At 62.5% G+C, this 26515-nt stretch carries 22 protein-coding genes, 1 pseudogene and 1 riboswitch; of the genes and pseudogenes, 4 read left to right on the top strand and 19 right to left on the bottom strand.

All coding sequences use genetic code 11. The features are described 5' to 3' along the window. Positions 1–66: 66 nt before the first annotated feature. A complete protein-coding gene (locus J2X09_RS08565; RefSeq protein WP_310307978.1) occupies positions 67–1947 on the top strand; it encodes an LTA synthase family protein in 1881 nt (626 codons plus the stop codon). Positions 1948–1977: 30 nt separating this feature from the next. Here the strand turns inward: J2X09_RS08565 and J2X09_RS08560 are convergent, their stop codons facing one another. Next, a complete protein-coding gene (locus J2X09_RS08560; RefSeq protein ID WP_204732166.1) occupies positions 1978–2838 on the bottom strand; it encodes a hypothetical protein in 861 nt (286 codons plus the stop codon). Positions 2839–3027: 189 nt separating this feature from the next. Continuing rightward, positions 3028–3978, bottom strand: a complete 951-nt coding sequence (locus J2X09_RS08555) for a DMT family transporter (protein WP_204732167.1) — start codon at positions 3976–3978, stop codon at positions 3028–3030. Between the two features lie 83 nt (positions 3979–4061). Here J2X09_RS08555 and J2X09_RS08550 point away from each other — a divergent pair, with 83 nt between their 5' ends. Continuing rightward, positions 4062–4925: a LysR family transcriptional regulator gene (locus tag J2X09_RS08550; RefSeq protein WP_204732168.1), complete on the top strand. Its 864-nt coding sequence runs from the start codon at positions 4062–4064 to the stop codon at positions 4923–4925. Between the two features lie 136 nt (positions 4926–5061). Here J2X09_RS08550 and J2X09_RS08545 read toward each other — a convergent pair whose 3' ends face one another. The 3 genes and pseudogenes from J2X09_RS08545 to J2X09_RS08535 form a co-directional block, all read right to left on the bottom strand. After that, positions 5062–6021: an alpha-E domain-containing protein gene (locus J2X09_RS08545; protein ID WP_204732169.1), complete on the bottom strand. Its 960-nt coding sequence runs from the start codon at positions 6019–6021 to the stop codon at positions 5062–5064. Positions 6022–6032: 11 nt separating this feature from the next. Continuing rightward, complete coding sequence (locus tag J2X09_RS08540; RefSeq protein WP_204732170.1) at positions 6033–7472, bottom strand: circularly permuted type 2 ATP-grasp protein; 1440 nt, start codon at positions 7470–7472, stop codon at positions 6033–6035. A 67-nt stretch (positions 7473–7539) separates the two neighbouring features. After that, positions 7540–9201: pseudogene (locus J2X09_RS08535) on the bottom strand (DNA internalization-related competence protein ComEC/Rec2); the annotation flags it as partial. Between the two features lie 334 nt (positions 9202–9535). Between J2X09_RS08535 and J2X09_RS08530 the strand changes: the two are divergent. Beyond that, positions 9536–9739, top strand: coding sequence for a hypothetical protein (locus tag J2X09_RS08530; RefSeq protein ID WP_204732171.1), 204 nt, complete (start codon positions 9536–9538; stop codon positions 9737–9739). Between the two features lie 486 nt (positions 9740–10225). Here J2X09_RS08530 and J2X09_RS08525 read toward each other — a convergent pair whose 3' ends face one another. The 11 genes from J2X09_RS08525 to J2X09_RS08475 all read right to left on the bottom strand — a co-directional run bounded on the left by J2X09_RS08525 (position 10226) and on the right by J2X09_RS08475 (position 22246). Beyond that, on the bottom strand, positions 10226–11413 hold the full coding sequence (locus tag J2X09_RS08525; protein ID WP_374726492.1) for a phenylacetate--CoA ligase family protein: 1188 nt from the start codon (positions 11411–11413) through the stop codon (positions 10226–10228). Between the two features lie 65 nt (positions 11414–11478). Continuing rightward, positions 11479–12288: an ABC transporter ATP-binding protein gene (locus tag J2X09_RS08520; protein WP_204732173.1), complete on the bottom strand. Its 810-nt coding sequence runs from the start codon at positions 12286–12288 to the stop codon at positions 11479–11481. An 84-nt stretch (positions 12289–12372) separates the two neighbouring features. Further along, on the bottom strand, positions 12373–13704 hold the full coding sequence (locus tag J2X09_RS08515; protein WP_204732174.1) for an ABC transporter substrate-binding protein: 1332 nt from the start codon (positions 13702–13704) through the stop codon (positions 12373–12375). Positions 13705–13780: 76 nt separating this feature from the next. Further along, positions 13781–14857: a branched-chain amino acid ABC transporter permease gene (locus J2X09_RS08510; protein ID WP_204732175.1), complete on the bottom strand. Its 1077-nt coding sequence runs from the start codon at positions 14855–14857 to the stop codon at positions 13781–13783. 27 nt (positions 14858–14884) lie between these two features. Beyond that, positions 14885–15814 carry a branched-chain amino acid ABC transporter permease gene (locus tag J2X09_RS08505; protein WP_204732176.1) on the bottom strand — a complete coding sequence of 310 codons (930 nt, stop codon included), beginning with the start codon at positions 15812–15814 and terminating at the stop codon, positions 14885–14887. A 15-nt stretch (positions 15815–15829) separates the two neighbouring features. Continuing rightward, positions 15830–16639, bottom strand: coding sequence for an ABC transporter ATP-binding protein (locus J2X09_RS08500; protein WP_204732177.1), 810 nt, complete (start codon positions 16637–16639; stop codon positions 15830–15832). Continuing rightward, positions 16636–18582, bottom strand: a complete 1947-nt coding sequence (locus J2X09_RS08495) for an AMP-binding protein (RefSeq protein ID WP_204732178.1) — start codon at positions 18580–18582, stop codon at positions 16636–16638. Before J2X09_RS08495 ends, J2X09_RS08500 begins: the two co-directional genes overlap by 4 nt. 7 nt (positions 18583–18589) lie before the next feature. Further along, the gene (locus J2X09_RS08490) at positions 18590–18949 is read right to left on the bottom strand and encodes a hypothetical protein (protein WP_204732179.1); all 360 of its coding nucleotides are present in this window, start codon (positions 18947–18949) and stop codon (positions 18590–18592) included. After that, on the bottom strand, positions 18946–20142 hold the full coding sequence (meaB, locus tag J2X09_RS08485; protein WP_204732180.1) for a methylmalonyl Co-A mutase-associated GTPase MeaB: 1197 nt from the start codon (positions 20140–20142) through the stop codon (positions 18946–18948). The genes J2X09_RS08490 and meaB overlap by 4 nt, the downstream gene beginning before the upstream one ends. Positions 20143–20147: 5 nt before the next feature. Further along, positions 20148–21827, bottom strand: a complete 1680-nt coding sequence (locus tag J2X09_RS08480) for an acyl-CoA mutase large subunit family protein (RefSeq protein ID WP_204732181.1) — start codon at positions 21825–21827, stop codon at positions 20148–20150. Then, positions 21824–22246, bottom strand: a complete 423-nt coding sequence (locus J2X09_RS08475) for a cobalamin B12-binding domain-containing protein (protein ID WP_204732183.1) — start codon at positions 22244–22246, stop codon at positions 21824–21826. The genes J2X09_RS08480 and J2X09_RS08475 overlap by 4 nt, the downstream gene beginning before the upstream one ends. A gap of 302 nt (positions 22247–22548) precedes the next feature. On the opposite strand from J2X09_RS08475, the gene J2X09_RS08470 reads away from it, so the two are divergent. After that, entirely contained in the window at positions 22549–23730 is a 1182-nt protein-coding gene (locus J2X09_RS08470; RefSeq protein WP_204732184.1) for an isovaleryl-CoA dehydrogenase, read from the top strand. A gap of 61 nt (positions 23731–23791) precedes the next feature. On the opposite strand, the gene J2X09_RS08465 is transcribed toward J2X09_RS08470, so the two are convergent. The 3 genes from J2X09_RS08465 to J2X09_RS08455 all read right to left on the bottom strand — a co-directional run bounded on the left by J2X09_RS08465 (position 23792) and on the right by J2X09_RS08455 (position 26515). After that, entirely contained in the window at positions 23792–24355 is a 564-nt protein-coding gene (locus J2X09_RS08465; RefSeq protein ID WP_204732185.1) for a TetR/AcrR family transcriptional regulator, read from the bottom strand. Positions 24356–24436: 81 nt separating this feature from the next. Beyond that, positions 24437–25621 (bottom strand): enoyl-CoA hydratase/isomerase family protein, encoded by a 1185-nt coding sequence (locus J2X09_RS08460; protein ID WP_204732186.1) that lies wholly within the window; start codon positions 25619–25621, stop codon positions 24437–24439. A 141-nt stretch (positions 25622–25762) separates the two neighbouring features. Next, a riboswitch (cobalamin riboswitch) is annotated at positions 25763–26016 on the bottom strand. A gap of 91 nt (positions 26017–26107) precedes the next feature. Further along, positions 26108–26515: a hypothetical protein gene (locus tag J2X09_RS08455; protein ID WP_204732187.1), complete on the bottom strand. Its 408-nt coding sequence runs from the start codon at positions 26513–26515 to the stop codon at positions 26108–26110.

Here is a 26515-nt window from a genome sequence, read left to right as displayed (position 1 = left end):
CGGGCGGTCACGTTACCGAAACGGCGCTGAGAACATCGCTCAGCCCACCGGTCACGATGCGCCGAAATGACCGGTCACATTCGCCGAAATACGCAACTGGGTCTGTCCATGTGGCAGTCCGAACGCATTTCGCAGGCCCAGGCGTGGTCACACGTCTGGCTGCAGGGGTTGCGCTTCGACGCGGTGCTCATGGGCATGGTATGGGCCGTCCCCGCCGCATTCACGCCCTGGATGGCACTGAACCGCTTCACGCGACGCGCCTGGTCCGCCCTGCTGCGCCTGTATGGGGGTGTGATGCTGCTCCTCGTTGCCTTCATGGAGTTGTCCACGCCGGCCTTCATTGCGCAGTACGACAGCCGGCCCAACTACCTGTTCGTCGAGTACCTCGGGTACGTGAAGGAAGTGGGTGGCACGCTGGTCAAGGACTGCTGGCCTCACCTGCTGGCAGCGGCCGTGCTGTTGCCCGCCCTGGCCTGGGCGTATGCGCGCCTGAGCCGTCCCACGGCGCAAGCCGTGCGCACCCTGCGCCTCTGGCAGGCCCTGCCGTTGTCCCTGCTGCTGTTCGCCGCGCTGGCGCTGTGCGCCCGGGGTGCGCTGGGGCACCGTCCCGCGAACCCGGCGAGCGCGGCCGTCACCACCGATCACCTCGTCAACGAGTTGCCACTGAGTTCCCTCTACACCGTGGGTTACGCGATCTACCAGTCGCGCAAGGCCGAGGAAGGCGGCATCACCTACGCCGACATGCCCGAGGCGCGCGTGATCGACATTGTGCGGCGCGAGAGCGGCCTGCCCCCGGGCGCCTTCACCGATCCAGGCTCGCCCCTGCGCCACCTGCAGACCAGCACGCAGCCACGCGAACGGCCGCTGAACCTGGTGATCGTGCTGGAGGAGAGTCTGGGCGCCGAGTTCGTCGGCCGGCTCGGCGGCCTGCCTTTGACGCCGAACCTGGACCGTCTGGCCGACCACGGCATCTGGTTCGACCGGCTGTACGCCACGGGCACACGCTCGGTGCGCGGCATCGAAGCCGTGGTGGCCGGGTTTCCGCCCACCTCGGCGGTGAGCACGGTGAAGCTGGCGAAGTCGCAGCGCGACTTCTTCACCCTGGCGAGCTTTCTCAAACCGCATGGCTACACCTCCACGTTCTTCTACGGCGGTGAATCCCACTTCGACAACATGCGCAGCTACTTCATGGGCAATGGCTTCGACCGTGTCGTGGAGCAGAAGGACATGCCCGCCAGCGCCTTCATCGCCACCTGGGGCGCGTCCGACGGCGATCTCTTCGAGGTCGCGCACCAGCAGTTTTCGAAGCAACCGGCGGACAAACCCTTCTTCGCGCTCGTGTTCAGCTCGTCCAACCACGCCCCGTTCGAGTTCCCCGAAGGTGGGTTCGACCTGCACGAGAAACCCAGGAACACGGTCAACAACGCCGTGAAATATGCCGACCACGCGCTGGGCCAGTTCTTCGACAAGGCCCGCCGATCGGCCTACTGGGACAACACGCTGTTCCTCGTCGTGGCCGACCACAACTCTCGCGTGTACGGTCCCTCCGTCATTCCGATCGAGCGCTTCCACATCCCGGGCCTGATCCTCGGCGGCGCCGTGAAGTCACCCGAACGCATCCGCACCGTGGCCAGCCAGATCGACCTGGCGCCCACGCTGATCTCCATGATGGGGCTGAGCGGCGAAATTCCCCTGGCAGGACGCGACCTGAGCGACCCTGCGCAGCGCGCGAGACCGGGGCGCGCGATCATGCAGTTCGACAAGATCCAGGCTTATATGGAAGGCTCGCAGGTCGCGGTGCTGCAACCCGACAGCGCGCCCCGCCTGATGACCTACCTGGACGGTGAACTGAAGGACGCCACACAGCCTCCGCCGGATCTGGTGGAAAAGGCACAGGCCCATGCGCGGTACGCGCAGTGGGCCTACCAGAAGCAGTGGCACCGCTGAACGCGTCCTGGAAAAATAGGTTGAACGGGCCTAGTGCGCGTGCGCTCCCGCCACCGGAAAGTCGTAGTTCGGATCCACCACGCGCCCGGCCATGGTCGGCAGCATGCGGTCGATGAACACCTCGCCCACCCAGCGGCGCAGGGCCGGGTTGCTCATGGGGCCGGCGGCCTGCAGCGTCATGCTGCTGAAGGTGTTGATGCCGTCGTCCACCGACAGGCCCATGGGCAGCGGCGGCAGGCCTTCGGCCGATGCGGTGCCGGTGGACTGCTGCCAGGCGCTGAGGAAGCGGTCGAAGCAGCCCACCGTGCCCTTGCGCCACACGTCGGCAATGTAGAAAATCCACGCGCCCTGGTCTTCCACCACGAAGCCCCACGAAAACTCGTGGATGCCATCGGGGGCCTGGGCGAACACACCGATCTCGCGCACGTCCTCGCGCGCCATGAACTCGGCATACAGGAAGCTGGGGCCCGAGAGCTCACCGCGCACGAATCGCTCCACCATGCCCGGATCGGAGCTGAACAGCGGCAACGGATCGGACCATGAGCGCTTGGCGCGGTTGATGACGCGCGACGTGGCATCGGCACTCTTCTGTGCCTGGATGCAACGGTCCATGAAGACCTTGCGCCCGGCGGGCGACGAGATGAGATCGACGGTCTCGGCGAAAGCGGCATCGTCCTTCAGATAACCGTCCTCGCGCAGGCGCAGCACGATGTCGAGCATGGAACTGCGCGTGATGTGCTCGATCATGTAGGCCATGTCGCCGCCCTCGAAGTCGTTCATCGACTTCTGGACCCACGCCATGGTCTCCTCATGGCTGAGCCCTTCGGGTGCGCGCGGCATGTCATTGAACAGGGCGCGCAACACCCTCACCGTATCCAGATCGCTGGCCATTCATCCTCCGTCATTGGCTTCGCTGCCGGCGTGGATGGATCACATGCCACAGGCCGGCCTGACGGGCAGGATAGGCGTTTTTGGCCTTTTGCCTGACATCCAACGGGCAGCGAGTGTGATTTTTGCTGCCGATGGCATGGTTTTCCGAGCAGCGGCGCAACGCATGAAGCAACGCCCCCCGGGGCCGCGTCAGCGGCGCAGGGGGGCGTCCTTGCTCACCGCCCGCTGCGTGCCCACCACCACCAGAGCGGCCAGCATCATGAGCACGCCGACAAGCTGGCCGGGACTCAGGGCGCGGCCGTACACCGCCCACTCCACCGCCACGGCCGATGCCGGGTAGACGAACTGCAGCACGGCCACCCTCCCCGCCGAGAGCCGGGCCACGCCGGCGTACAGCACCACGTAGGCGAGACCGGTGTGGATGGCGCCCAGGCCTGCCAGCCAGGCCCAGGCCGGCCCCATGGGCGGCCAGCCGTTCACGAAAGGCCACCAGGCTAGCACGACCGCGCCCACGGCGCACTGCCACCACGAGAGCGCCAGCGGGCTCACGCCGCGTGCGCGGTTGGCGATGAGGGTGACTGCCGCGTACCCCACGGAATTGAGCAGCGCCAGCGCAATGCCCCACAGGTAGCTGGCCGACCAGCCTGCACCTGTGAGCGCGCCGTCCACCCAGCCCGACGCCAGCGCCAGCCCGACGAGGCAGGCCAGCGTGGCCACCCCCTGGGCACGGGTGATGCGCTCCTTCCACCACCAGGCACCAAAGGCCATCACCAGGAACGGCTGCACGTGCACGACGACAGTGGCCACGCCGATGGACGTGCGCTCGATCGCCTCGAAGAACATCACCCAGTTGACGACGGCCAGCACGCCCGCGCTCACCGCGGCAATACGTGCCTGGCCTGAGAGGCGGAGCTCACGCCAGCGCCGGGTGACAGCGAACCACAGCGTGAGCGCGAGCAGGCCGAAAGCGCAACGGAACCACACGGCCGTGAGTGGGCTTTGCCCCGCCTCTTCCAGAAAGATGCCCAGCGTGCCGAGCATCAGCCCGCCAGCGACCATCAGCCACATGCCGCCACGTTCGCGCGCGGCGAGATGGTCGGAAACGGACGACACGGGAAGCGAGGCAGACGAGGAGTTCATGCGCCGATGGTCGGTTGGCATGGCCACGCTGTACAGCGGATAAATAGAATCCCATACATTCGATTAACGAATATTTGAACAACATGAGCCACAGCGACCTGCAACTGGACTGGCTGCGTGCTTTCGTGGCAGTGGTGGATGGCGGTTCCCTGTCGGCGGCCGCGCCCCTGGTGCACCGCTCGCAGCCGGCGGTGAGCATGCAGATCCGCAAACTGGAGGACGCCGTGGGGCGTGCCGTGTTGCTGCGCGGACCGCGCCACATGGAACTCACGCCCACGGGCACCGAACTGCTGGGCTATGCCAGGCGCATGCTCGCCCTGCACACGGAAGCACTGGAAGCACTGCACGGCCCCGTGCTCAGCGGCCGTGTGCGGCTGGGCGTGCCGGACGACTACGCGGTGAGCTACCTCTCACCCGTGCTGCGCAGCTATGCGGCACGGCACGCCGGGGTGGAGATCGAGCTGGACTGCGAACAGTCCACCTCGCTCATCCCGAAAGTGCAACGCGGCGAGATCGACCTCGCCCTGATCTCGCGCGACAAGGCCACGCGCGGCACGCTGCTGTTCCAGGAGCCGCTGGTGTGGGTGGGTGCGCCGCAATTCGAGGTGTGGCGACGCGACCCGCTGCCCATCGCGGTGTACGAGCCCACCAGCCTGGCACGCCGCTCGGCCATCGCCACGCTCACCGCACAGCGGCGCGCCTACCGGGTGGTCTACAACAGCTCCAGCCTGGCGGGCCAACTGGCGGCGGTGGAAAGCGGGCTGGCGCTGGCGGTGCTCACGCGCTGCAGCGCACCCGCCCACCTCTCCATCCTGGGCGAAAAACAGGGCCTGCCCGCCCTCGATTTCATGGACGTCGCGCTCTACCGCAGCCAGGCCTCACGCCACCTGCCCGCCGTGGACGCGCTGTTCGAACAGATGATCCAGACGCTGCGCAAAGCAGGCTGAGCAGAAGACACGAAGAAGCGACAACAAGAGGCACCGAGGGTCCGGCTACGCCGGCCCGAGATGCCGTCCCCCCTCGAAGCGCCGAAGGCGCGCCACAGAGGGGGGAAGCCGCGCAGCGGCGCAGGGGGGTGTTCCCTCAATGCGAGGGAACCAGGAAGTCCTGGCTGATGCGGCCGCCCAGTTCGTTCACACGGTCCAGGAACTGCGTGAGGAAGGCGTGCAGGCCGGTCGAGAGGATCTCGTCGATGCGCGCGTACTGCAGGTCGGCCTTGAGCTTGCCGGCGCGGCGCAGGGTCTCGCCCGAGTGGTCGTTGGAGACCACGGTGAGGTTGTTCACCACTTCGTTCAGGCTGGCGGCCAGGCTGCGCGGCATGTCGGCGCGCAGGATCAGCAGCTCGGCCACGCGCTCAGGCGTGATCACGTCGCGGTACACCTTGCGGTAAACCTCGAAGCCGCTCACGCTGCGCAGGATGGCGCTCCAGTGGTAGAAGTCGTATTCCTGATCGAGCTCGCTCGCGGCACCGAAAAAGTCGCTGTGCACCGCATGGAACTTCACGTCCAGCAGCCGCGCGGTGTTGTCGGCTCGCTCCAGGAATGTGCCCATGCGGTAGAAGTGAAAAGCCTCGTCCTGCAGCATGGTGCCGATGGCCACGCCGCGCGAGAGGTGCGAGCGGAACTTGACCCATTCGAAGAACTCGCCCGGGTCACGTTCGAAGTTCTTGCTCTTGAGCATGCGGTTGAGTTCGAGCCAGGTCTGGTTCTGCGTTTCCCAGAATTCGGTGGTGAGCGCGCCGCGCACGGCGCGCGCGTTCTCCCGCGCCGCCTTCAGGCAGGAAAATATGCTCGACGGGTTGGTTTCATCGCGCACCATGAAGTCCAGCACGTTACGTGGCGTGATGGCGTTGCCGTACTTCTGCGTGTAGGTGTACATGAGCTCGCTGATCGTCAGCAGCCCTTCCCAGCCCACCTGCGCCACAGCGGCGGACTGCGGCAGCAGGGAGGTCTGGTAGTTCACGTCGAGCATGCGGGCGGTGTTCTCCGCGCGCTCCGTGTAGCGGGACATCCAGAAAAGGTGGTCGGCGGTGCGTGACAGCATGTTCTTGTCCCTCAGTCTTCGAGTATCCAGGTGTCCTTGGTGCCGCCGCCCTGTGACGAGTTGACGACCAGGGATCCTTCCTTGAGCGCCACGCGCGTGAGGCCGCCAGGCACCATCTGCACCTCCTTGCCGCTGAGCACGAAGGGGCGAAGGTCGATGTGGCGCGGTGCCACGCCACTCTGCACGTAGGTGGGGCAGGTGGAGAGCGACAGCGTGGGTTGCGCGATGTAGCCATCGGGCTTGGCCGCCACGGCCTTGCGGAACTCCTCGATCTCGGCCTTGGTGGAGGCCGGGCCGACCAGCATGCCGTAGCCCCCGGCGCCGTGCACCTCTTTCACCACGAGGTCCTGCATGTTGGCCATGATGTATTTCAGGTCTTCGGGTTCGCGGCCCATGAAGGTCGGCACGTTGTTCAGGATCGGCTTCTGCCCCAGGTAGAACTCGATCATCCTGGGCACGTACGGATAGATCGACTTGTCGTCCGCCACGCCCGTGCCGACCGCGTTGCAGATGGCCACGTTGCCGCTGCGGTACACGCCCAGCAGGCCTTCGCAACCCAGCGTGGAGGTCGGGCGAAACACGGATGGGTCCAGGAAGTCGTCGTCCACGCGGCGGTAGATCACGTCCACCCGTTTCGGCCCGCGCGTGGTGCGCATGTAGACGAAGTTGTCCTTCACGAACAGGTCCTGCCCTTCGACCAGTTCCACCCCCATCTGCTGGGCGAGGAAAGCGTGCTCGAAGTACGCGCTGTTGTACATGCCGGGTGTGAGCACCACCACGGTGGGCTCGGCGGTGGTGGCCGGGCTGCTGGCGCGCAGGGTCTCGAGCAGCAGGTCGGGGTAGTGCGCCACCGGGGCCACCCGGTTCTCGCCGAACAGCTCGGGAAAGAGCCGCATCATCATCTTGCGGTCTTCCAGCATGTAGCTCACGCCACTGGGCACGCGCAGGTTGTCTTCGAGCACGTAGTACTCGCCCTTGCCCTCGGCATTGGGCGCGCGAACGATGTCGATGCCGGAGATGTGCGAGTAGATGTTGTGCGGCACGTCCACCCCCATCATCTCGGGGCGGAACTGCGCGTTCTGGAAGATCTGGTCGGCCGGGATGAGGCCCGCCTTGATGATTTCCTGGTTGTGGTAGACGTCGTGGATGAAACGGTTGAGCGCCGTCACGCGCTGCACCAGGCCCTCCTCCATGCTGCGCCACTCATCGGCGGGAATGATGCGGGGGATGAGGTCGAAGGGGATGAGGCGCTCGGTGCCGGAGCCGTCCTCGTCCTTGGCACCGTACACCGCGAAGGTGATACCGACGCGGCGGAAGATCATTTCCGCCTCCTCCCGCCGTGCCGCCATCACGTCTTCGGGCTGCTGGGCGAGCCAGCGCGCGTAGTTCTGGTAGTGGGCCCGTACCTCGCTGGGCGAGGCATTCATTTCGTCGAACATCGGTCTGCTCATGGGCTTTTTTCTCCTGCAGACAGCATAGCAAGGACCGGGCCAGGGTTTGCGAGCATGCTGCCAATTTTCATCCACCGGGATGGTGCCAGTATCGGCGACCCGTCTCGCGCTCGCACACCACGGCCCCGGGCTCTGCGCTGCGCCAGGTAGCTGCCCCACAGGTGGGTGAATTCACCCACGGAATGCCCCGCTGCGCATACCGCTCGACCACCACCGCAGCCGGGTGGTTGAAGCGGTTGCGGTAACCGGACTGCACGATCACCCAGTCCGGTTGCAAGGCATTGAGCAGCACCGGGCTGCTGGAGGTCTGGCTGCCATGGTGGGGCGCCAGCATGACCGTGGCCCGCAGCTCCGGCCTCGCGAGCGCGAGGCGGACTTCCTGCGCGGCATCGAGGTCGCCGCCCAGCCAGGCGCTGTGCGTGCCGTTGGAAACCCGCAGCACGCACGACATGGCATTGCTCGACAACCGGCCCCGGCCGTCCTCGCCGTAGTGCGCCGCCTCGGGGTGCAGCATTTCAAAGTCCACCCCGTCCCAGCGCCAGCGCTGCCCGGCGACACAGCGACGCGCCGGATCAGGATCGTAGGAAGAGAGCCAGCGGGCCTGTGGCTGGTCGGCCTGCACGGCGGCGGCCCCACCGGCATGGTCGCTGTCGCTGTGGCTCACCACGACAGCGTCCAGCCGTTCTCCGAGGGCGCGCAACAGCGGAAGCACCACGCGCTCACCCGCATCGCTGGCATCGGGCTGCAGCCCATAGCGCGGACCGGTGTCGTAGAGCAGGCTGTGGGTGGCGGTGCGCAGCAACACGGCGCTGCCCTGGCCCACATCCAGCGCCAGCAACTCGAACTGCCCCGGATCCGGGCGAGGCGGTGTGTGGAACAGGGCCGGCCAGACCAGCATCAGCCCCCCTAGCCGGATGGCCCACGGCAGGCGCAGCACCAGCAACGCGCCACCCGCCACTGCCAGCAGCGCCAGCGGCCAGGGCGCCACGGGCCGGAACAGCGCGGCCCACGGCCACCCGGCCAGCCCCTGCAAGGTGACGGACAAGACATGCACAGCCCAGGCCGCGACATCCCAGAGTGGTGGCATGAACACACCCAGCAACGCCAGCGGCGTGACGAGCAGTGTCACCCAGGGGATGGCGGCGAGGTTGGCCGCAAGGCCGATCAGCGAGAACTGACCGAACAGCAGCAGGGTGAGTGGCGCAAGCGCCACCGTCACCACGCCCTGCTCACGCATCAGCGCAACCATCGCCCTCGTGGCACGCCGCGGCCATGACACCCTCTCCACCGGGGCCCGCTGCCCGGGGTCGGTGGCAAAGAGGATGGCGACCGCCACGAAGCTGAGCCAGAAGCCCGCCTGCATGAGCGCCCAGGGATCCAGCGCCAACACCACCGACATGGCCAGCAGCCACACGGCAGGCCACGGCCATTGCCGCACCGACAGACGCAGCCCGACCACGACCGCCAGCATCAGCACGGTGCGTTGCGAAGGCACACCCCAGCCCGAGAACAGCGCATAGGCGGTGGCCAGCAGCACGCCCCCGATGCCCGACGCCCAGGGCGCGGGCACGGCCAGCAGCGCGGACGGCCACGTCCGGGCCAGACGGCGCCAGACCCACGCCACCAGCGCAGTGGCCAGCCAGGCGAACAGCGTCACGTGCAGACCGGAAATGGACATGAGATGGGCCACGCCGGTGGTGCGGAAAAGATCCCAGTCGGCACGGTCGATTGGCTTTGGGTAAAAGAGTCGTTCGCTAGGTAATGAGTCGTTCGCTTTGAATTACCCAGAGAAAGTCGTTCGCTTTCGGGCCTAAAACCTGCGATTAGCTAGGTAAAAGAGTCGTTCGCTTTCAGTCAAAAGCGTTGATTTATCTAGGTTTTTCTCCACCCGCTCTGAGCGAACCCGTTTCCGCGAGGAATCGCTGAGAACCACGGCACGCTACGGCCGCGTAAGGCCCAGAAAAATCGCCGAACACGACCCGAAAAATCAGATCCTTGATTTCAAAGGAGATTTTCAGATGCTAGGTAATTAGTCGTTCGCTTTGGCGCGGTGACAAGCCGGGATGCAAGACGTCTATGCAGTCCACCGGGCAGCGCTGAAGCGCAAGCTCAAGCTCATGGGCGCAACTGGCTGCACTTGGTCGCAGACAGCCGGAGCCAAGATGTCAAAGCAATTCCGATTGACGCACGTGCCGACACACAACGCTCTCGACGATGCCAAGCATCAAGCGGAGCTCTTCAACCTGATCCGCACGCTCAAAAGCTGAGAGTGGCCTGCTTCAGCACACTGCTCACGCAAGCTCTCCAGCAGTGCAAGGGCACTTAACCATGCTGCCCAAGCTGCAACGGATCTTGGCATGCGCGCATTTCCCCCTCGATTTCAGACTAGCTGAAGTGCCGCACGAAGCTGACGATGCACTGCGTGGAACGCAAGTGTGCCGCTCAGTAGTGTGATTCCCGTACCGCTTAGTAGTGTGATTCTTTACTCAACTATTCGGACGAAACACAACCCAAGCCGACACATGACAGCATTTATCACTGGCTTTTAGCAAAACTGCCGCACAAGCTACCGTCTCGGCCTCATCCCCTGCGGGGGCCGAGCCTAAAAGCTGTCCGCTTAGTAGTGCGATGCAAGTGACGCCAAGTAGTGCAACCTCCAGTTGAGCTGCTCGGCACAAGCGTCAACGAGAGGTTGGAAGGAAATCGCAACCTCTGCCGCGATCACGCTCAACCTTTCCGCCCCTTCGTTCAATTCAGGCGTACCTGCGGCTATCTTCAATGACCTTGCCATCGTTCGGCAGCGACCCCGGCGGCACCAGTTCAACTTGCGCGCGCAGCTTGGTGATATCTCGAACCGCGGCCTCAATCTGCATTTGCAGTCCCGCATCAAGTCCGCCTGCCTCAACGCGAAGGCACATCTGGTCGTTCGCCGTTTCGCCACTAATCACCAGCCGCGCCTTCTTCACCTGCGGAAAGCGCCGAGCAACATCCGCCACCTGCGACGGATGTACGAACATGCCGCGGACTTTGGTGGTCTGGTCGGCGCGCCCCATCCAGCCCAAGATGCGCTGACCGGTGCGTCCCGTCGGACAGGCACCCGGGAGGATGGCTGAGAGGTCGCCAGTGCCAAATCGCACGAGGGGATAGGCGGGGGCGAGTGTGGTCACCACCAATTCGCCTACCTCACCATCCGGCACGAGCTCACCGGTACCGGGCCGCACAATCTCAACGATTACGCCTTCGTCGACAACCAGGCCCTCGCGTGACTGGGTCTCGTAGGCCACCACACCGAGGTCAGCCGTGGCGTAGTTTTGGTAGACCGCCACACCGCGCTCCTCGAACCAGTCACACAGGCTGGGTGGGCAAGCCTCGCCGGCCACCGAGGCCACCCGCAAGCTCGACACATCCACTCTGGCGTCAGCTGCCTTCTCGACCAAGATTCGGAGGAAGCTAGGCGTTCCAATGTAAGCCTGCGGCCGCAGCTCACTGATGGCCTGCAGTTGCTGCTCGGTTTGGCCAGTGCCGGCGGGAAACACGGTGCAGCCCAGCTCCAGCGCACCGGACTCGTACATGAAGGCCCCTGGCGTCATGTGGTAACTGAAGGAGTTGTGCACCAGGTCGCCGCTGCGAAAGCCCGCCGCAAAAAGCGCACGCGCCGTACGCCAATAGTCGCGCGTGCTGGCTTCCGGCTCGTAGATCGGGCCAGGGCTGGCGTATACCCGGCGCATTCTGGGACCCCAGCGCACGGCTGAGAAGCCGCCAAAAGGGTCCGTGGCGCGCTGCGCCTTCTGGCGTTCCAGCAGCTCTTTTTTGCGGACCACAGGCAAAGTCGCAAGCACAGCCCGCGAAGTGACGGCGATGCCGTCTACATCAGCCAGCAGCTCGGCAAAGGCAGGCGATTCCTTCTTCGCGTGCGCCACTTGCCTCGGCAACGCGGCCATTAGCGCGGATTCCCGTTCGTTCGGCGAACGTGTCTCCAGTGCATCAAAAAACTCGTTCTGAACGGTCACGCCAACCATCGCTTCCTGCGCTTGTAACTCTTGACGTCTTTAAAGGACTTGCGTTCGCCCCCGCCCATGCCGAGGTAGAACTCCTTCACGTCCTCGTTGTTGCGCAGCTCGCTGGCCACGCCGTCCATCACGATGCGACCGCTCTCCATGATGTAGCCATAGTCCGCGTAGCGCAGCGCCATGTTGGTGTTCTGCTCTGCAAGCAAGAAGGTCACCCCCTCCTTCTTGTTCAAGTCCTTCACGATTTCGAACACCTCTTCGACGATCTGCGGCGCCAGGCCCATCGAAGGCTCGTCGAGCAGCATCACGCTGGGGTTGGTCATGAGGGCGCGGCCGATGGCGCACATCTGCTGTTCGCCGCCAGAGGTGTAGGCCGCTTGGCTGGTGCGCCGAGTCTTCAAGCGCGGGAAGTAGGCGTACACCTTCTCAAGGTTGGCGGCAATCTCGGCTTTGCTCTTGCGGGTGTAGGAACCCGTCATGAGGTTCTCCTCAATTGTCAGATGGGCGAAGCAGTGGCGCCCCTCCATCACCTGCACCACACCGCGCTGCACCAGGTCGGCCGGCGAGAGGTTTTCGATGCGTTCCCCGCGCAGTTCGATGCTTCCCTTGGTGACCTCGCCGCGCTCGCCCTTGAGCAGATTGGAGACCGCTCGCAATGTGGTGGTCTTGCCCGCGCCGTTGCCGCCCAGGATGGCCGCAATCTGGCCTTCGCTCACCGTGAGCGAGACGCCCTTGAGCACCAGAATCACGTGGTTGTAGATGACTTCAATGCCGTTGACGTTGAGAACGGGCTTGGGTGTGCTCATGGTGTTTCCCGCTGTGGCCTAGAGCAGAGCCCGCACCGCGGGCCCTGCAGTTGGTTTTCTGCTCGCTATGCGGCAGAGTGGTTCTCAAGATGCGCAGTCAGCGGCAGTTCTGCGCGTGAGCTTTTTGTCCGTGCTGTACTTGTCGGCAGCAGCCTTGAGCAAGGGGCCGAGCACTGCCGGATCAGCGTGCAGCCAATCAGAGCTTTGCTCCCACTTCGACCCATTCCAGGTGTATGCACGCGCGGCCGATGGACCCATGTGGTCTTTGCAGGTAGTGGAGATTGGTTGCATGACGTCAAGGAGGCCCAGCTCCGTAAGCCTTTGGTTGTCGATTTGCAGGTTCTCGTATCCCCAGCGGCTTTGGGCTGGCGTCATGACCTGGCCCTTTCCGAACTTCTCCTGCGCTCGGCGCACGCCTTCCACACCAATCATCGCGTTCATCATCCCGCGCATATAAAGAGCTTCTCCCACCTCTTCTTTAGGGCCAGACCCTTGCCCCTTGGCGTGAAGCTTCTCGCGCACCTCCTGGGCAATCTTGGAGTCGAACCCAGGACCGGGAAGCACCAGGACCGCGCTGTATCCGGAGGCCCCTTCCACCTCTTTGACGTCTGAGTCGGATCCAGAGGGCCACACGCCCACCATCTGACTGCGCGGGAATCCCGTCGATTGCGCCTCCTTCAAGGCCGTTGAGTTCATGACGCCCCAGCCCCAGAGCAGCACGAAGTCGGGACGGCTGCGACGAATCTGAAGCCAGGCTGCCTTCTGATCCAGCCCAGGGTGGGAAACCGGAATCACGCTGAGCTCGAAGTCGTGCATCTTCGCGCGCGCTGTCAGCACAGGAATCGCCTCCTTGCCGTACGGGCTATCGTGATACAGCAGGGTGATTTTCTTGCCCTTGAGCTTCTCCAGGCCACCGACTTTCTGTGCGACATACTGAATCTGTGTGTCTGCCGATGCCCAGTGGCTTCCTCCCACGGGGAAGCTCCACTTGAACACTTCTCCGTCAGCGCTTTCGCTGAGTCCGTAGCCGGGCGTCAAGATGGGAACACCGTCGGCAATCCCACGCTCAGTGAGCGCGAGCGTAATGCCAGTGGACATCGTTTGAAACACGGTGGCACCGCCGTTCTTGCGCTTCATCCGCTCATAGCACTCCACCCCACGGTCCGTGGCATATCCCGTCTCGCACTCTTCCCACGCGATGCGAACACCGTTGATGCCACCCTTGAGATTGACCAGCTTGAAGTAGTCCACGAATCCGTTGGCCCAAGGCGCTCCGCTTGGCGCATAAGGACCGGTTCGGAAGGTGAGCAACGGAAAGTATTGCTCCTTGGCCTGAGCATGGGCGCTGGTAACCAGCAGCGACGTGGCGCCGACCGCCACAGCGGCCACGGCGAGAATCAGTTGGCGAAGCTTCATGGTTTGTCTCCTGGTAATTGATTGCTGACGGGACGGGACTCGCAGGTTGGGGAAAGCGAAATGAACCCTGTGGCGCTTAGTGGGGGAAGGGCCACAGACGCAGCTTCTGCTTGCCGATGGACCACAACTTGGCCAAGCCGTGCGGCTCGACGATGAGGAACCAGACAATCAAGCCGCCGAAGATCATGAGTTCGATGTGTGAGACAGCGGCCGTCGACATGCTCATGCGGAAGACCCCGGCAACAGCGGGCAGCAACTGGTTGAGCACGATAGGGAGGACCACGATGAACGCGGCGCCGAAGAACGCACCCATGATGGAACCCAGGCCGCCGATAATCACCATGAACAAGAGGCGGAACGAGAGGTCTACAGAGAACGCGGCAGGCTCCCAGGCAGCCAGGTAGACGAAGGCCCACAGCCCACCGGCCACCCCGATGATGAAGCTGCTCACAGCAAACGCGCTGAGCTTGGCGTACATCGGCCGGATACCAATCACCGCTGCTGCCACGTCCATGTCGCGGATGGCCATCCACTCGCGTCCAATGGCCGAGCGCACCAGGTTCTTGGCCAGCAGCGCCAGCACCACCAGCACCGTCAAGCAGAACAGATACTTGCTCACCGCGCTCTCAATGGGCAGCCCGAAAACCTGCAGGTGGTTAACGGACACTGATCCTGAGGTGGAGTAGTTGGTGAACCACTTGACGCGCAGGAACATCCAGTCGGCGAAGAACTGGGCAGCAAGCGTGGCCACGGCCAGGTAAAGCCCCTTGACCCGCAGGCTGGGCAGGCCAAAGAGCACGCCGAACACCGTCGCGCAAAGTCCTCCGAGCACCAGCGCTGGAATCAGCGGCATGCCCGGGATGCGCACGAAGAAGTTGTAGGCCATGTAGGCGCCGACGGCCATGAAGGCACCCGAGCCCAGGGAAATTTGGCCGCAGTAGCCGACCAGAATGTTCACGCCCAGCGCGGCGAGAGACATGATCAGGAACGGGATGACGATGGCGCGCAGCAAGTAGTCGCTGGCCAGAAATGGCACGGCGAAAAAAGCGAGGGCTATGAGGGCAAGGATGAGCCAGCGGTCCTGCGCGATCGGGAAGATTTGCTGGTCCGCGCGATACGAGGTCTTGAACTGGCCGTTTTCACGATAAAACATGGCGGGCTTTCTCTTTCTTGTTCTGGGTCAAACCCGGTCGATGATCTTTTCGCCGAACAGACCCTGCGGTCGGAACAGCAGGAACACGAGCGCCAGCACATAGGCGAACCAGATTTCAACGCCACCACCCACATACGGACCGAGGTAGACCTCTGAGAGCTTCTCGCCCACACCGATGATGAGTCCGCCGATGATGGCGCCGGGCACCGACGTGAGGCCGCCCAGAATCACCACTGGCAAGGCGCGCAACGCCAGAGTCGTGAGCGAGAACTGCACGCCCAGCTTGGAGCCCCAGATAACCCCGGCCACCAACGCGGTGAGCCCGGCCACAAACCACACGATGACCCAGATGCGGTTGAGCGGGATGCCGATGGACTGCGCCGCCTGGTGGTCATCCGCCACCGCGCGCAGCGCCCGGCCAGTGGATGTCTTCTGAAAGAACAGCGAGAGCGTGGCCACCAGCAGCGCGGCGATGCAGGCTGCGTAGACGTCTTCCAAGTTCACCAGAATGCCGCCCTCGAAGGTGTTCTCGAGGAGGAAGACCGGGTCCTTGGGCATGCCCACATTGATGGGGTAGATGCTGGAGCCAAAGAGCGTCTGGCCCAGGCCATCGAGGAAGTAGGTGATGCCCAGCGTGGCCATGAGCAGGGTCACACCTTCCTGGTTCACCAGGTGGCGAAGCACGAAGCGCTCGATGGTCCAGGCCACGACCCACATCAGCGCGCCCGCCAGCACGAAGGCCACCCCATTGGCCAGCAAGCGGCTCTCAATGCCTATCCACTGTGGCACCCATTCCGCGAAGCGGGCCATCGCCAGCGCGGCGAACAGCACCATCGCGCCTTGCGCGAAGTTGAAGACGCCCGAGGCTTTGAAGATGAGCACGAAGCCCAGAGCCACCAGCGAATAGAGCATGCCGGCCATGAGGCCGCCCAGAAGTGCTTCAAGAAAAAAGGCCATGGTTGTTCTCCCTGCTCAGTGGCTGGTGCCGAGGTAGGCGCTGATGACCTCCTCGTTGCTGCGCACCTCCTCGGGGGTGCCATCGCCAATCTTCTTGCCGTAGTCGAGCACCACCACGCGGTCGGAGATGTCCATCACCACGCCCATGTCGTGCTCAATGAGCACGATGGTGGTGCCGAACTCGTCGTTCACGTCCAGGATGAAGCGGCTCATGTCCTGCTTCTCTTCCAGGTTCATGCCGGCCATGGGTTCATCCAGCAGCAGCACCTGCGGCTCCATTGCCAGCGCGCGGCCCAGGTCGACGCGCTTTTGCAGGCCGTAGGGCAGTTGCCCCACCGGCGTCTTGCGGTAGGCCTGGATCTCCAAGAAGTCGATGACGTGTTCCACGAACTCGCGGTGCGCTTCCTCTTCCTTCTGCGCACCGCCCAGAACCTTCAGGCCCGTGAATGGGTTTCGGAAGGCCTGCGCCAGCAACCCGCTCTTGATGCGCAGGTTGCGCCCGGTCATGATGTTGTCAATCACGCTCATGCCCTTGAACAAGGCCAGGTTCTGGAACGTGCGGGCGATGCCCATCTCGGCCACTTGGCGGCTGTTCATGTGCTTGAAGGTCTGACCCCGGAAGGTGATGGAACCCTCTTGCGGCTGGTACACCCCGTTGATGCAGTTGAGCATGGAGCTCTTTCCCGCACCGTTGGGACCGATGATGGCGCGCACCTCGTGCTCGCGCACGTCAAAGCTGATGTCGGTGAGCGCTTTCACGCCGCCAAAGCGCAGGCTGATGTTCTGGACGTTGAGAACAACGTCGCCAATCTTCTTTGAGCTCATGCGGCAGCTTTCACGGGAGCAAACGTCTTCGCGTCGAGAATCTGCAGAGTCGCGCTGACCGAGCCGGTGCGGCCGTCCTCGAACTTCACCTGCGTCTCAATGAACTGCTCGGTCTTGCCGCCGTACAGGGCTTCAACCAGCACGCCGTACTTCTCGGCAATGAAGCCGCGGCGAACCTTGTTCGTGCGGGTGAGCTCACCGTCGTCGGCATCCAGCTCCTTGTGCAGCACCAGAAAGCGGCTGATCTGGCTGCCCGCGAGCAAGGCGTCTCGGCTCAGGTCGGCGTTCACCTTCTCCACGCAGTCCCTGATGAGCTCGTACACCTCGGGCTTCTGCGCCAGGTCGGTGTAGCCGGCATAGGGCAGGTTGCGCCGCTCGGCCCAGTTGCCCACGGCCTCGAAGTCGATGTTGACCATCACACACACGCGCTCGCGCTGGTCGCCGTAGGCCACGGCTTCCTTGATGTGCGAGAAGAACTTCAGCTTGTTCTCCACGTACTTGGGCGCGAACATGGCGCCGTCGTGCGCGCCGCCCTTGATGCGGCCAACATCCTTCACGCGGTCGATGATTTTCAGGTGCCCGGACGCGTCGATGAAGCCGGCGTCGCTGGTGTGGTACCAGCCGTCGGACGTAAGCACCTCGGCCGTGGCGGCCTCGTTTTTGTAGTAGCCCTTGAGCAGGCCGGGTGACTTCACCAGGATCTCACCGCTTTCCGACAGCTTGATTTCTACGCCCTCGCAGGGCACACCCACGGTGTCGGCACGGGCCTCGTTGTCGGGCTGCAGGCAGACGAACACGGCGGTCTCGGTGGAGCCGTAGAGTTGCTTGAGGTTGATGCCGATGGAGCGGTAGAACGTGAACAGGTCGGGGCCGATGGCCTCGCCGGCGGTGTAGGCCACCCGCACGCGGCTCATGCCGAGGTTGTTGCGCAGCGGGCCGTAGACCAACCAGTCGCCCAGGCGGTAGGCAAGTCGGTCCAGGAATCCGATTGACTTGCCGTCCATGAGGTCAGGGCCAACCCGGCGCGCCAGCGCCATGAGTCTGTGGAACATGCCGCGCTTGATGGCGCCAGCGTCCTCCATGCGAATCATCACGCTGGTGAGCAGGCCTTCGAACACGCGCGGCGGCGCGAAGTAGTAGGTCGGCCCGACTTCCTTGAGGTCGATAGTGACGGTGGATGACGACTCGGGGCAGTTAACTACGTAGCCGGCTACCAGCCACTGGGCGAACGAGAAGATGTTTTGCCCGATCCAAGCAGGCGGCAGATAAGCGAGAACTTCCTCGGAGTCAGAGAGACGGTCAAATCGCTTTCCCGCTTCCGCACGATTGATGAGGGACCTGTGGGTGTGCATCACGCCCTTCGGATTCCCGGTGGTGCCGCTGGTAAAGAAGAGCGCGGCCACATCGTCGGGTCGGCCCTTGTCCACTTGCTCCAGGAAGAGCTGAGGATGCGCCTTCGAGTGACTCCGCCCTGCTTCAACCAGCGCCGCCAGGCTGGACAGTCCTGGCTGGTCGTAGTTGCGCAAGCCGCGCGGCTCGTCGTAGTAGATGTTTGAGAGCTGCGGACATTGGTCACGGATCTCGAGCATCTTGTCGACCTGCTCCTGGTTCTCCACCACGCAAAAGCGTACCTCGGCGTTGTTGATGGGGAAAACGCACTCGGCGGCCACTGCGTCCTGGTAAAGCGGCACGGGGATAGCGCCCAGAGATTGGGCCGCCAGCATGGTGGCGTACAGACGCGGTCGGTTGGCACCAATCACAACGAGGTGTTCACCACGCTGCAGACCCGCCAGATACAACCCGCAAGCCATCGACTCCACCATCTCGGCCATGGCAGACCATGTCGTCGTCTGCCAGATACCGTACTCCTTCTCGCGCATCGCAGCACCTTGTGCTCGCTCTGACGCCCCGTCCAACAACAATCGAGGAAGTGTGGTGCTCATTTCTCTTCTACTTATTGCCATCAGTTGCGCGAACGCTCGTATCCACAAGGCGTGCGAGCTGCACCGCTTGGGAGAACTCCGCCTTGAGCAAGCTGTCCTTACCCGAGTTGACGATGTTTCTGCAGTAGTTCCATTGGTCGAAGCTGATTGACGCTCCAAGCTCTGCGGCCTCTCGAAGGCGGCGCAATGCAAGGCGTCGATGCTCGAACTTGATACTGCGGTCGAGCAAGGCCAGGGCGATGGCTTTGCCCTGGGTTCGAAGCTCAGAGGCCGGGTCGTGACTTGCACTCGCTCTGGCAACTCGTTTGAGAGCTCGCAGGCGTTTGCGGTCGCGCCCATTCAAGGGCGCCGATGAAAGCAGGCTCATCGCAGGTCCTCGTCGAGCTTGGTGTCAACGGACCTTTTCAAGACGTAGACGGTCCCATGGAGCATCGCAACGTGCTCACCGTCACGTGCTCTGGTGATCTTCACCTGATAGCTCCCAATCTTTCGGGACCTGGACACCTCGAAAGCATGGGCAAGAAGCCACTCACCCTCTTCCACCGCCGTAGAGATGCTCAGTTGTCCGTCGACCAGCGTGGTGATTTGTCCATATGAGTTGCAGGCCAGACCAAGCGCCATGTCACCGAGGGCGAAAACAGCGCCTCCATGGCATCGGCCATTGAAGTTGATGTGCTTTCGCTCAACCTTCATGCGCAGGGTGGTAGACCCTTCGGATGCGGACACCAGCTCGATGCCAAGCAGTGAGGCAAGGTTGTCCGCGGCGATGCACTTCGCCACCAGGTTGTAGGCGGACTTGGATCCACCGCTGGAATGGCGCAATCCCCTTTCGTTTCGAGCATCCAACCAAGCAACGAGAGCATCGGTACCCTCCTCTGCTGGGGCGGCAACGCGAAGCACCGTGGGAACCGGCGAGGCGGCCTTCCTCAATGCGAGCATGGCGTGAAGTTCCGACTCGGTCTTCTTCGCGTCGGGCAGGTCGCCCTTGGTCACCACGAACACATCGGCAATCTCAAGCACACCCGCCTTGATGGCCTGCACGTCATCCCCCAAGCCAGGCGGACACACCACGACGCGGGTGTCGGCGAACTTGGTTATCTCAACCTCGGACTGCCCGGCGCCCACGGTTTCAACGATGACAACATCGAAGCCGGCCGCGTCAAACAAGTCAATCACGTCACCCGCTGCGACCGACAGGCCACCCAGATGACCACGGGATGCTAGAGACCGGATGAAGACTCCATCGTCCGACTGCCGGTCTCCCATGCGGACGCGGTCTCCCAGAATCGCACCACCAGTGAACGGACTTGAAGGGTCAACAGCAAGAACGGCTACCGTCTTTCCTCTCAGTCGAAGGCCTTTGACAATCACGGAGACTAGCGTGGACTTGCCTGCGCCGGGTGGCCCTGTCACTCCGATGACGTGAGCTCTTCCTTGCGCGCTCGCAATGGCCTTTCGAACGTCAAGAGCCTCAACACCACCGTTTTCAAGTGCGCTTATCGCTCGGGCGATGCATCGCCGGTCACCCTGTAGAGCTGCTTGCATTGAGAAGTCACTCACGATGTTTACACCACCGTCAGTGGATGACCAAAACCGAGCTCTTTTCGCAGAGTGCTGCAGATCTCGCCATGCGTGACGCCGACATCAGCCGCGGCAACCACGTGTTCGAACACGTTGGACTTGGGCGTATTCGCCGACTTCGCCAACGCGTCAATGGCCTTCTTCACGTCGTCGCTGGAACGTGACTTCTTGAACTCAGCAAGTCGCACCAGGTACGACTGCATGCTCTGAGCCTGCGGATACTCCAGTGATGGGTATGTAGCCGGGTCCTCTTCGACTTGATACGAGTTGACGCCGACAATCGTCTGCTCACCAGAATCGACTTGACGCTGAAAAGCAAGGGCAGACTCACCAATCATTCGCTGCACGATGCCTTTCTCAACCGCTTCGTACATGCCACCTGCCTCGTCAATCATCGAGATGATGGCGTTGATCTTCTGCTCCATCTCATCCGTGAGGGACTCGACGTAGTACGACCCACCAAGAGGGTCAATCACATCGGTGAGATGCGCTTCTTCGCGCAGGATGTTCTGGGTCGCGACCGCGATTCTTGCCGCCTCTGTCGTAGGTGTGGAGAACACCTCGTCATAGCCATCCGTGTGCAACGACTGCAGACCACCAAAAATGCCACCCATGGCCTGAACCGTCACCCGGGCAATGTTGTTCAGCGGCTGCTGTCGCGTCAGGTCAACCCCAGACGTCTGACCATGGAACTTGAACCGCCAGGAGCGCGGGTCTTTGGCGCCAAATCGCTCTTTGCACAACTTGGCCCAGATTCGCCTCCCCGCGCGAAACTTCGCCACTTCCTCGAAGAAGCTGATGGACACATCGAAGAAGAAGGTGAAGCGGGGAAGGAACTGATCAGGATCCATGCCCGCTGCGATGCAGTCCTCTGCATACTGAATGCCAGAACTCAGCGTGAATGCCATCGCCTCAGCGGGCGTGGCTCCTGCTTGCTGCATGTGTTGCCCAACGATTGAAAGCGGATTCCAACCTGGCACGTGCTTGTTGACGAACGCGATGTGGTCAACGATGACCCTCCTTGCGCCTTGAAGGGCGAGACGGAAGAACATGTGATTCGCGACAAAGTGCGAAATGCAGTCACTCTGGTTCGATGTGCCTGTGATTTTTGTCCATGGCACGCCACGGCGCTTGGCAACAGCAAGCTCGAACGCCAAGAGAGTGAACGGCGTCGGATCGTTCATCGCCGTCGATAGCTCACCAATAGGCACGCCGTCAAGAGCGACGCGCATGTCCTCCAGGTGGTTGATGACCGTCCCACAGGTGCCCAAAAGCTCGGCCGGCACGCCATCTGCGTCGTATCCGCGAAAGACGGAATTGCATGGGAGCAATGAGAGCGCCGAGGCCCCAAGCTCAAGAATCTCTTTGACTCGCTTGTTGTAGTCCTCGGGAACACCCAAGCCAATCAGCTGCCGCTGCGACCAACTGCGTCCTCGGTACATCGTGGAATAGATGCCGCGCGTAAACGGGTATTGCCCTGGGTATCCCTGCAGGTCGCTGTTGTTGGCACTTTGCACGTCATGCGGCGTATAGAGCGGCTTGACGCCGATTCCCGAGCGGTTGTAGACCGTTGCATCGCCCTTCACACCGGCTGCGAACTCCTTCTTCCACTGCTCCAAGCCGGCGTTCGTGTCTGCCAAGGGGAGGTCTGCTGGCTTGTTCATGATTTCTTTCCTTGCAACGCACGACGGGTTTCAGAAAGGGAGCGCACTGCCACGACAACGTCGTCCAGCGACGTGCCAGGATGAAAGACTTGGGCAACGCCACTCTTGAGCAGCATCTCTTCGTCCTTTGCCGGAACAATCCCTCCGACAATCACCTGGACGTCATGCATCCCCGCTTCGCGCAAGGCGGCGACAAGCTTCGGGACGATCAGATGGTCTGTCGCCAAGGAAGAGATGCCGATGACGTCGGCATCCTCTTCCATCGTGAGCTTGACGACCGTGGGAATCTCTTGCCACGGAGGCGTATAGATAACCTCCATGCCCGCGTCGCGCAGGCAAGCTGCAATCACGCGACTGCCTCGGTCGTGACCATCAAAACCAATCTTTGTGACGATCACCTTAGGGGGACGCCCAACCATGCTTGACTCCTTGAATCAACCCCAAATGCTTCGTTAGGAGCGCGTGGGGAATCGCGCTACGCAGACGCGAGCGATTGCTTCGTGGCCTATCAAGTAGCCCTGCGTCATGCACTCTTAGCGCGCTGGCGCATTCAAAACAAAAACAATCGCTCGTTTGGTATAGTGTGCATCACCTCCTGTGAGCGGTCAAGAAACGGGGCTTATGGATATCCCTAGGTACTCCCCGGCTGACCTCGCAAACCGTCTCAAACGGAGGCGAATCAGCGCTGTGCGCACCACCAACAACTCAGAACGGAAAAACCATGACCAACATGCCCGGTCTCAACTTCCAGCTCGGCGAGGACATCGACGCATTGCGTGACGCAGTTCGTGACTTCGCTCAAGCCGAGGTCGCGCCACGCGCGGCCGAGATCGACCGCAGCGACCAATTCCCCATGGACCTGTGGCGCAAGATGGGAGAGCTCGGCGTGCTCGGTATCACCGTGCCAGAGGCCTACGGCGGCGCCGGCATGGGCTACCTGGCGCACATGGTGGCCATGGAAGAGCTCAGCCGCGCCAGCGCGAGCGTGGGCCTGAGCTACGGCGCGCACTCCAACCTGTGCGTGAACCAGATCAAGCGCAACGGCAGCGAGGCGCAGCGCCAGAAGTACCTGCCCAAACTCATCAGCGGCGAGCACGTGGGCGCGCTGGCCATGAGCGAGCCCGGCGCCGGCTCCGATGTCATCAGCATGAAGCTCAAGGCCGAGGACAAGGGGGGCTACTACCTGCTCAACGGCAGCAAGATGTGGATCACCAACGGCCCCGACGCCGACACCTTGGTGGTCTACGCCAAGACCGAGCCCGAGATGGGCGCGCGCGGGGTCACCGCCTTTCTCATCGAGAAGGGCATGAAGGGCTTCTCCATCGCGCAAAAGCTCGACAAGCTCGGCATGCGCGGCAGCCACACCGGCGAGCTGGTGTTCCAGAACGTGGAGGTGCCGGCCGAGAACATCCTGGGCGGCCTCAACAACGGCGCCAAGGTGCTCATGAGCGGCCTTGATTACGAGCGCGCCGTGCTCACCGGCGGCCCCCTGGGCATCATGCAGGCGGTGATGGACAACGTGGTGCCCTACATCCATGACCGAAAGCAGTTCGGCCAGAGCATCGGCGAATTCCAGCTCATCCAGGGCAAGGTCGCCGACATGTACACCGTGCTGCAGGCCGCGCGCAGCTTCGCCTACACCGTCGCCAAGAACCTGGACCTGCTGGGCACTGAGCACGTACGCCAGGTGCGCAAGGACTGTGCTTCCGTCATCCTCTGGACCGCCGAGAAGGCGACCTGGATGGCTGGCGAAGGCGTGCAGATCTACGGCGGCAACGGCTACATCAACGAATACCCACTGGGCCGCCTGTGGCGCGATGCCAAGCTGTACGAAATCGGCGCGGGCACGAGCGAAATCCGCCGCATGCTCATCGGCCGAGAGCTGTTCGCGGAGACTTGCTGAGTTACAAGCTCAAAGAACGCGGACTTGAGTTGATGTGCGAACAAGCTTCGTCGCACATCAATCAAGCACTCCCCCGTTTCTTGCCTCCGTCCGGCTCCTTCAAGATGCCGACAAAGGTCTTTGCAAGAGCGCGCGGAGAGTCTCGCCCTTGGGGGTTGAACCAAAGAGGCGCCCAGTTCAACGCCCCAATCAGCATCAGGCGAAGCATGCGCCGGTCAGAGTTCTGAGGCAAAGGCAGTTGCGCCACGACTTTTCGAAAGACCTCTTCGTAGCGCTCCCGGAGCTCTCGCAGCTGATCTGCCGCCTGTGGGACGTCGTCAGGCAATACCCGAATCAGCACATGCGCGTAGTCGCTATCACGCAGCACCGTTTCCAAATGCGCCTTGCAAAGTGCTTCCAACCTGGCCCAAGGCTCCGTCTCACTCTCCAGGGCCTCACTCGTCGCAATGTGAAGCTCTTGCACGCCCGCGCGATACACGGCAAGCAACAGCTCCTCTTTCGATGCAAAGTGGTAATACAGAGAGCCGGGCAGCATTTTGACCTCCGTCGCGATGTCGCGCATGGAGGTCGCGGCGTATCCGCTGCGCGCGAACAGGCGTGCTGCCGCATCCAAGAGTTCGGGCAAGCGGTTGTCCGCACGGGGTCCCCTCGCTGATTTAACTGTCGCCATTTAAACCGATCGTTCGTTTTCTGTATTGTGAACTACCTACGTGCTCGATAGATCTGCAAGAGGATGAGAGTCTTCCAGGCCTGACAGCAGGCATGAGGAGTTCTTCCTCTGAGACGGTGAGCACACTGGTGCCTCCCTCGCCTTGACACCGCTCGTGACTTCATTTTGCGCACAACTGCGCATAGAAGCCGACCACTCCAGCCGCATCGAGTCAGCCCAAGACAGCCATCTTGCGCTGCGCAACATCTCGAATACCAGAGCCACCGTGGCAGGAGAGTTCTTCAAAAACAGCTCACCCGCCTGGGCTAACCATGCGTTTTCATGTGACCTCAGCGCCGCAAGACGGGGCGCCGCGTCAACCAGTCGGTCGTGCCCCACAGCCGCACGAATGCGGTCAAAATGAACTCGCAGGGGCGACAGCAGCCACTTGAATCCGCTGCTCTGGCTCTCCAGCAACTCACTCAATTGCGCGCTGTCAGCCTCCTTTTCGCCACTCCAATTCGTGGATGCGATGTCACTCATCACAGCGTCATATCGCGATTGAGGCACAACGAAGTCTGCAAGGCCACCAAAGAGAGCGTCGGCGGCATTGAGCGGCACACCCGTGAGGGCTACGAATTGTCCCGTTCGCCCGGGCATCCTGGAGAGGATCCAGCTCGCACTGATGTTTGGGTACCGTGCACCGAAGGCTTCGGACACGCAGATACACGTCTGCGGAGTCACCACGCGGTGAGTGGCGCTTGCAAGCAAGCCAAGCCCGGAGCCCGATACCAGACCATGCCCCCAGCATGCTATCGGCTTAGGAAACGAGTGAATCAGATGGTTGAGCCGATACAAGTGCTCAAAGAACTCCGCGGCGTCGGTCTGACTGAGCTGACCAGGCACGTCAGGCGCCAAGTCGAGCAGCGACGCTATGTCACTGCCTAGACAAAAGGTCTTGCTACCCGATGCATCGAGCACAACACCCGCAAAACGCGCGTCGTCAGCCCATTGATCCAGCTGAAACAACATCGACTTCACAATGTCGAGCGAGAGCAAGTTGTGCCGCTCAGGTGCATTCAGGATGACCCGACCAAAGCTATGCCCGCCTGCTGTTAGAGCGGTCTCAAAGATGACAGGAGATGGGCACTTGGCCAAGGACAAGCGCCGCTTCATGACGCGCCCTGCATGGTTGAGTCCGTCGCTGACGACGAAGCTACTTCCGCTCGAATCGGACCACACCACTGTTTCATGCGACTTCCCCCAACGCACTGCGTCCCCGCAGGCACTATGGCGAACGACTATGGGAAGGCGCGATCAAGGGTGGAACGTCTGCCATGCGATTGGCAGCTTGCTCAGCCCCGAACACGCTCACCCGCAGCGTCCAAAGGAGTTGAGAGGGCCGGTATCCGGGCTGGCGGAGCGGCACTGCGACAAGCACATTGCCAGGTACTCTTGCCTTCCCATGCTCGAGGCACAGTGGCTGCGTCGCTATCGCGCCGCCTAAGAGAACCAAAATCCGCTGACCGTTGCGGGGGCAGCACAGGAATGTGTGTCACAAGGGACACTTTCACCTGTTTCCCGTTTAACTCCGTAGCCAACAAGGACTGCGAAGCACCTTCTCACCTGAGCCGAACTGACCCATGAAAGTCACTCGGCTCACAAATTATAGGACGGCCCTTCCAGCTGTGCGTCGACTCAGCGACTCATCGCATTCCCGCGGATGCGCTACGCCTTCATCGCTTCCCAAGTGGAGGCTCTCGCGTGAGCAGCAAACTCGCGCTTGGTCGCGCCCATATTGCTCTTGCGCGTCCACGTCTCTCCGCTCAGCAGCCGATACGCGACTCCGACCTCCGGCGCCTTACCCTGGCTGTCTAGGTCAGAGCGCTCCTTGCTTCGGGGCCGAGTGCCTCCGACGAGATCCGCGAGCGTCGACTCCATCTCGGCTGAGCGCATCATCTTCAAAAGGTGAATGACCGCATCCTTCTTCGTGCGGCCCATGCGAACCAGCTTGTCCGCCAAGAAGTTCATCGTGCTCTCGAACTCCTTCACGGACTGCTCCTCAGCCTGTTTCATCAGCGAGGTGGCCAAGGCGCGGAGCTCCTCAGAACTCATTTTTGAGGTGTCTTGATTCAT

The sequence above is a fragment of the Hydrogenophaga laconesensis genome (assembly GCF_031457235.1).
GTDB classification, from domain to species: domain Bacteria; phylum Pseudomonadota; class Gammaproteobacteria; order Burkholderiales; family Burkholderiaceae_C; genus Hydrogenophaga; species Hydrogenophaga laconesensis.
This window is presented reverse-complemented; position numbering and strand designations above follow the sequence as displayed.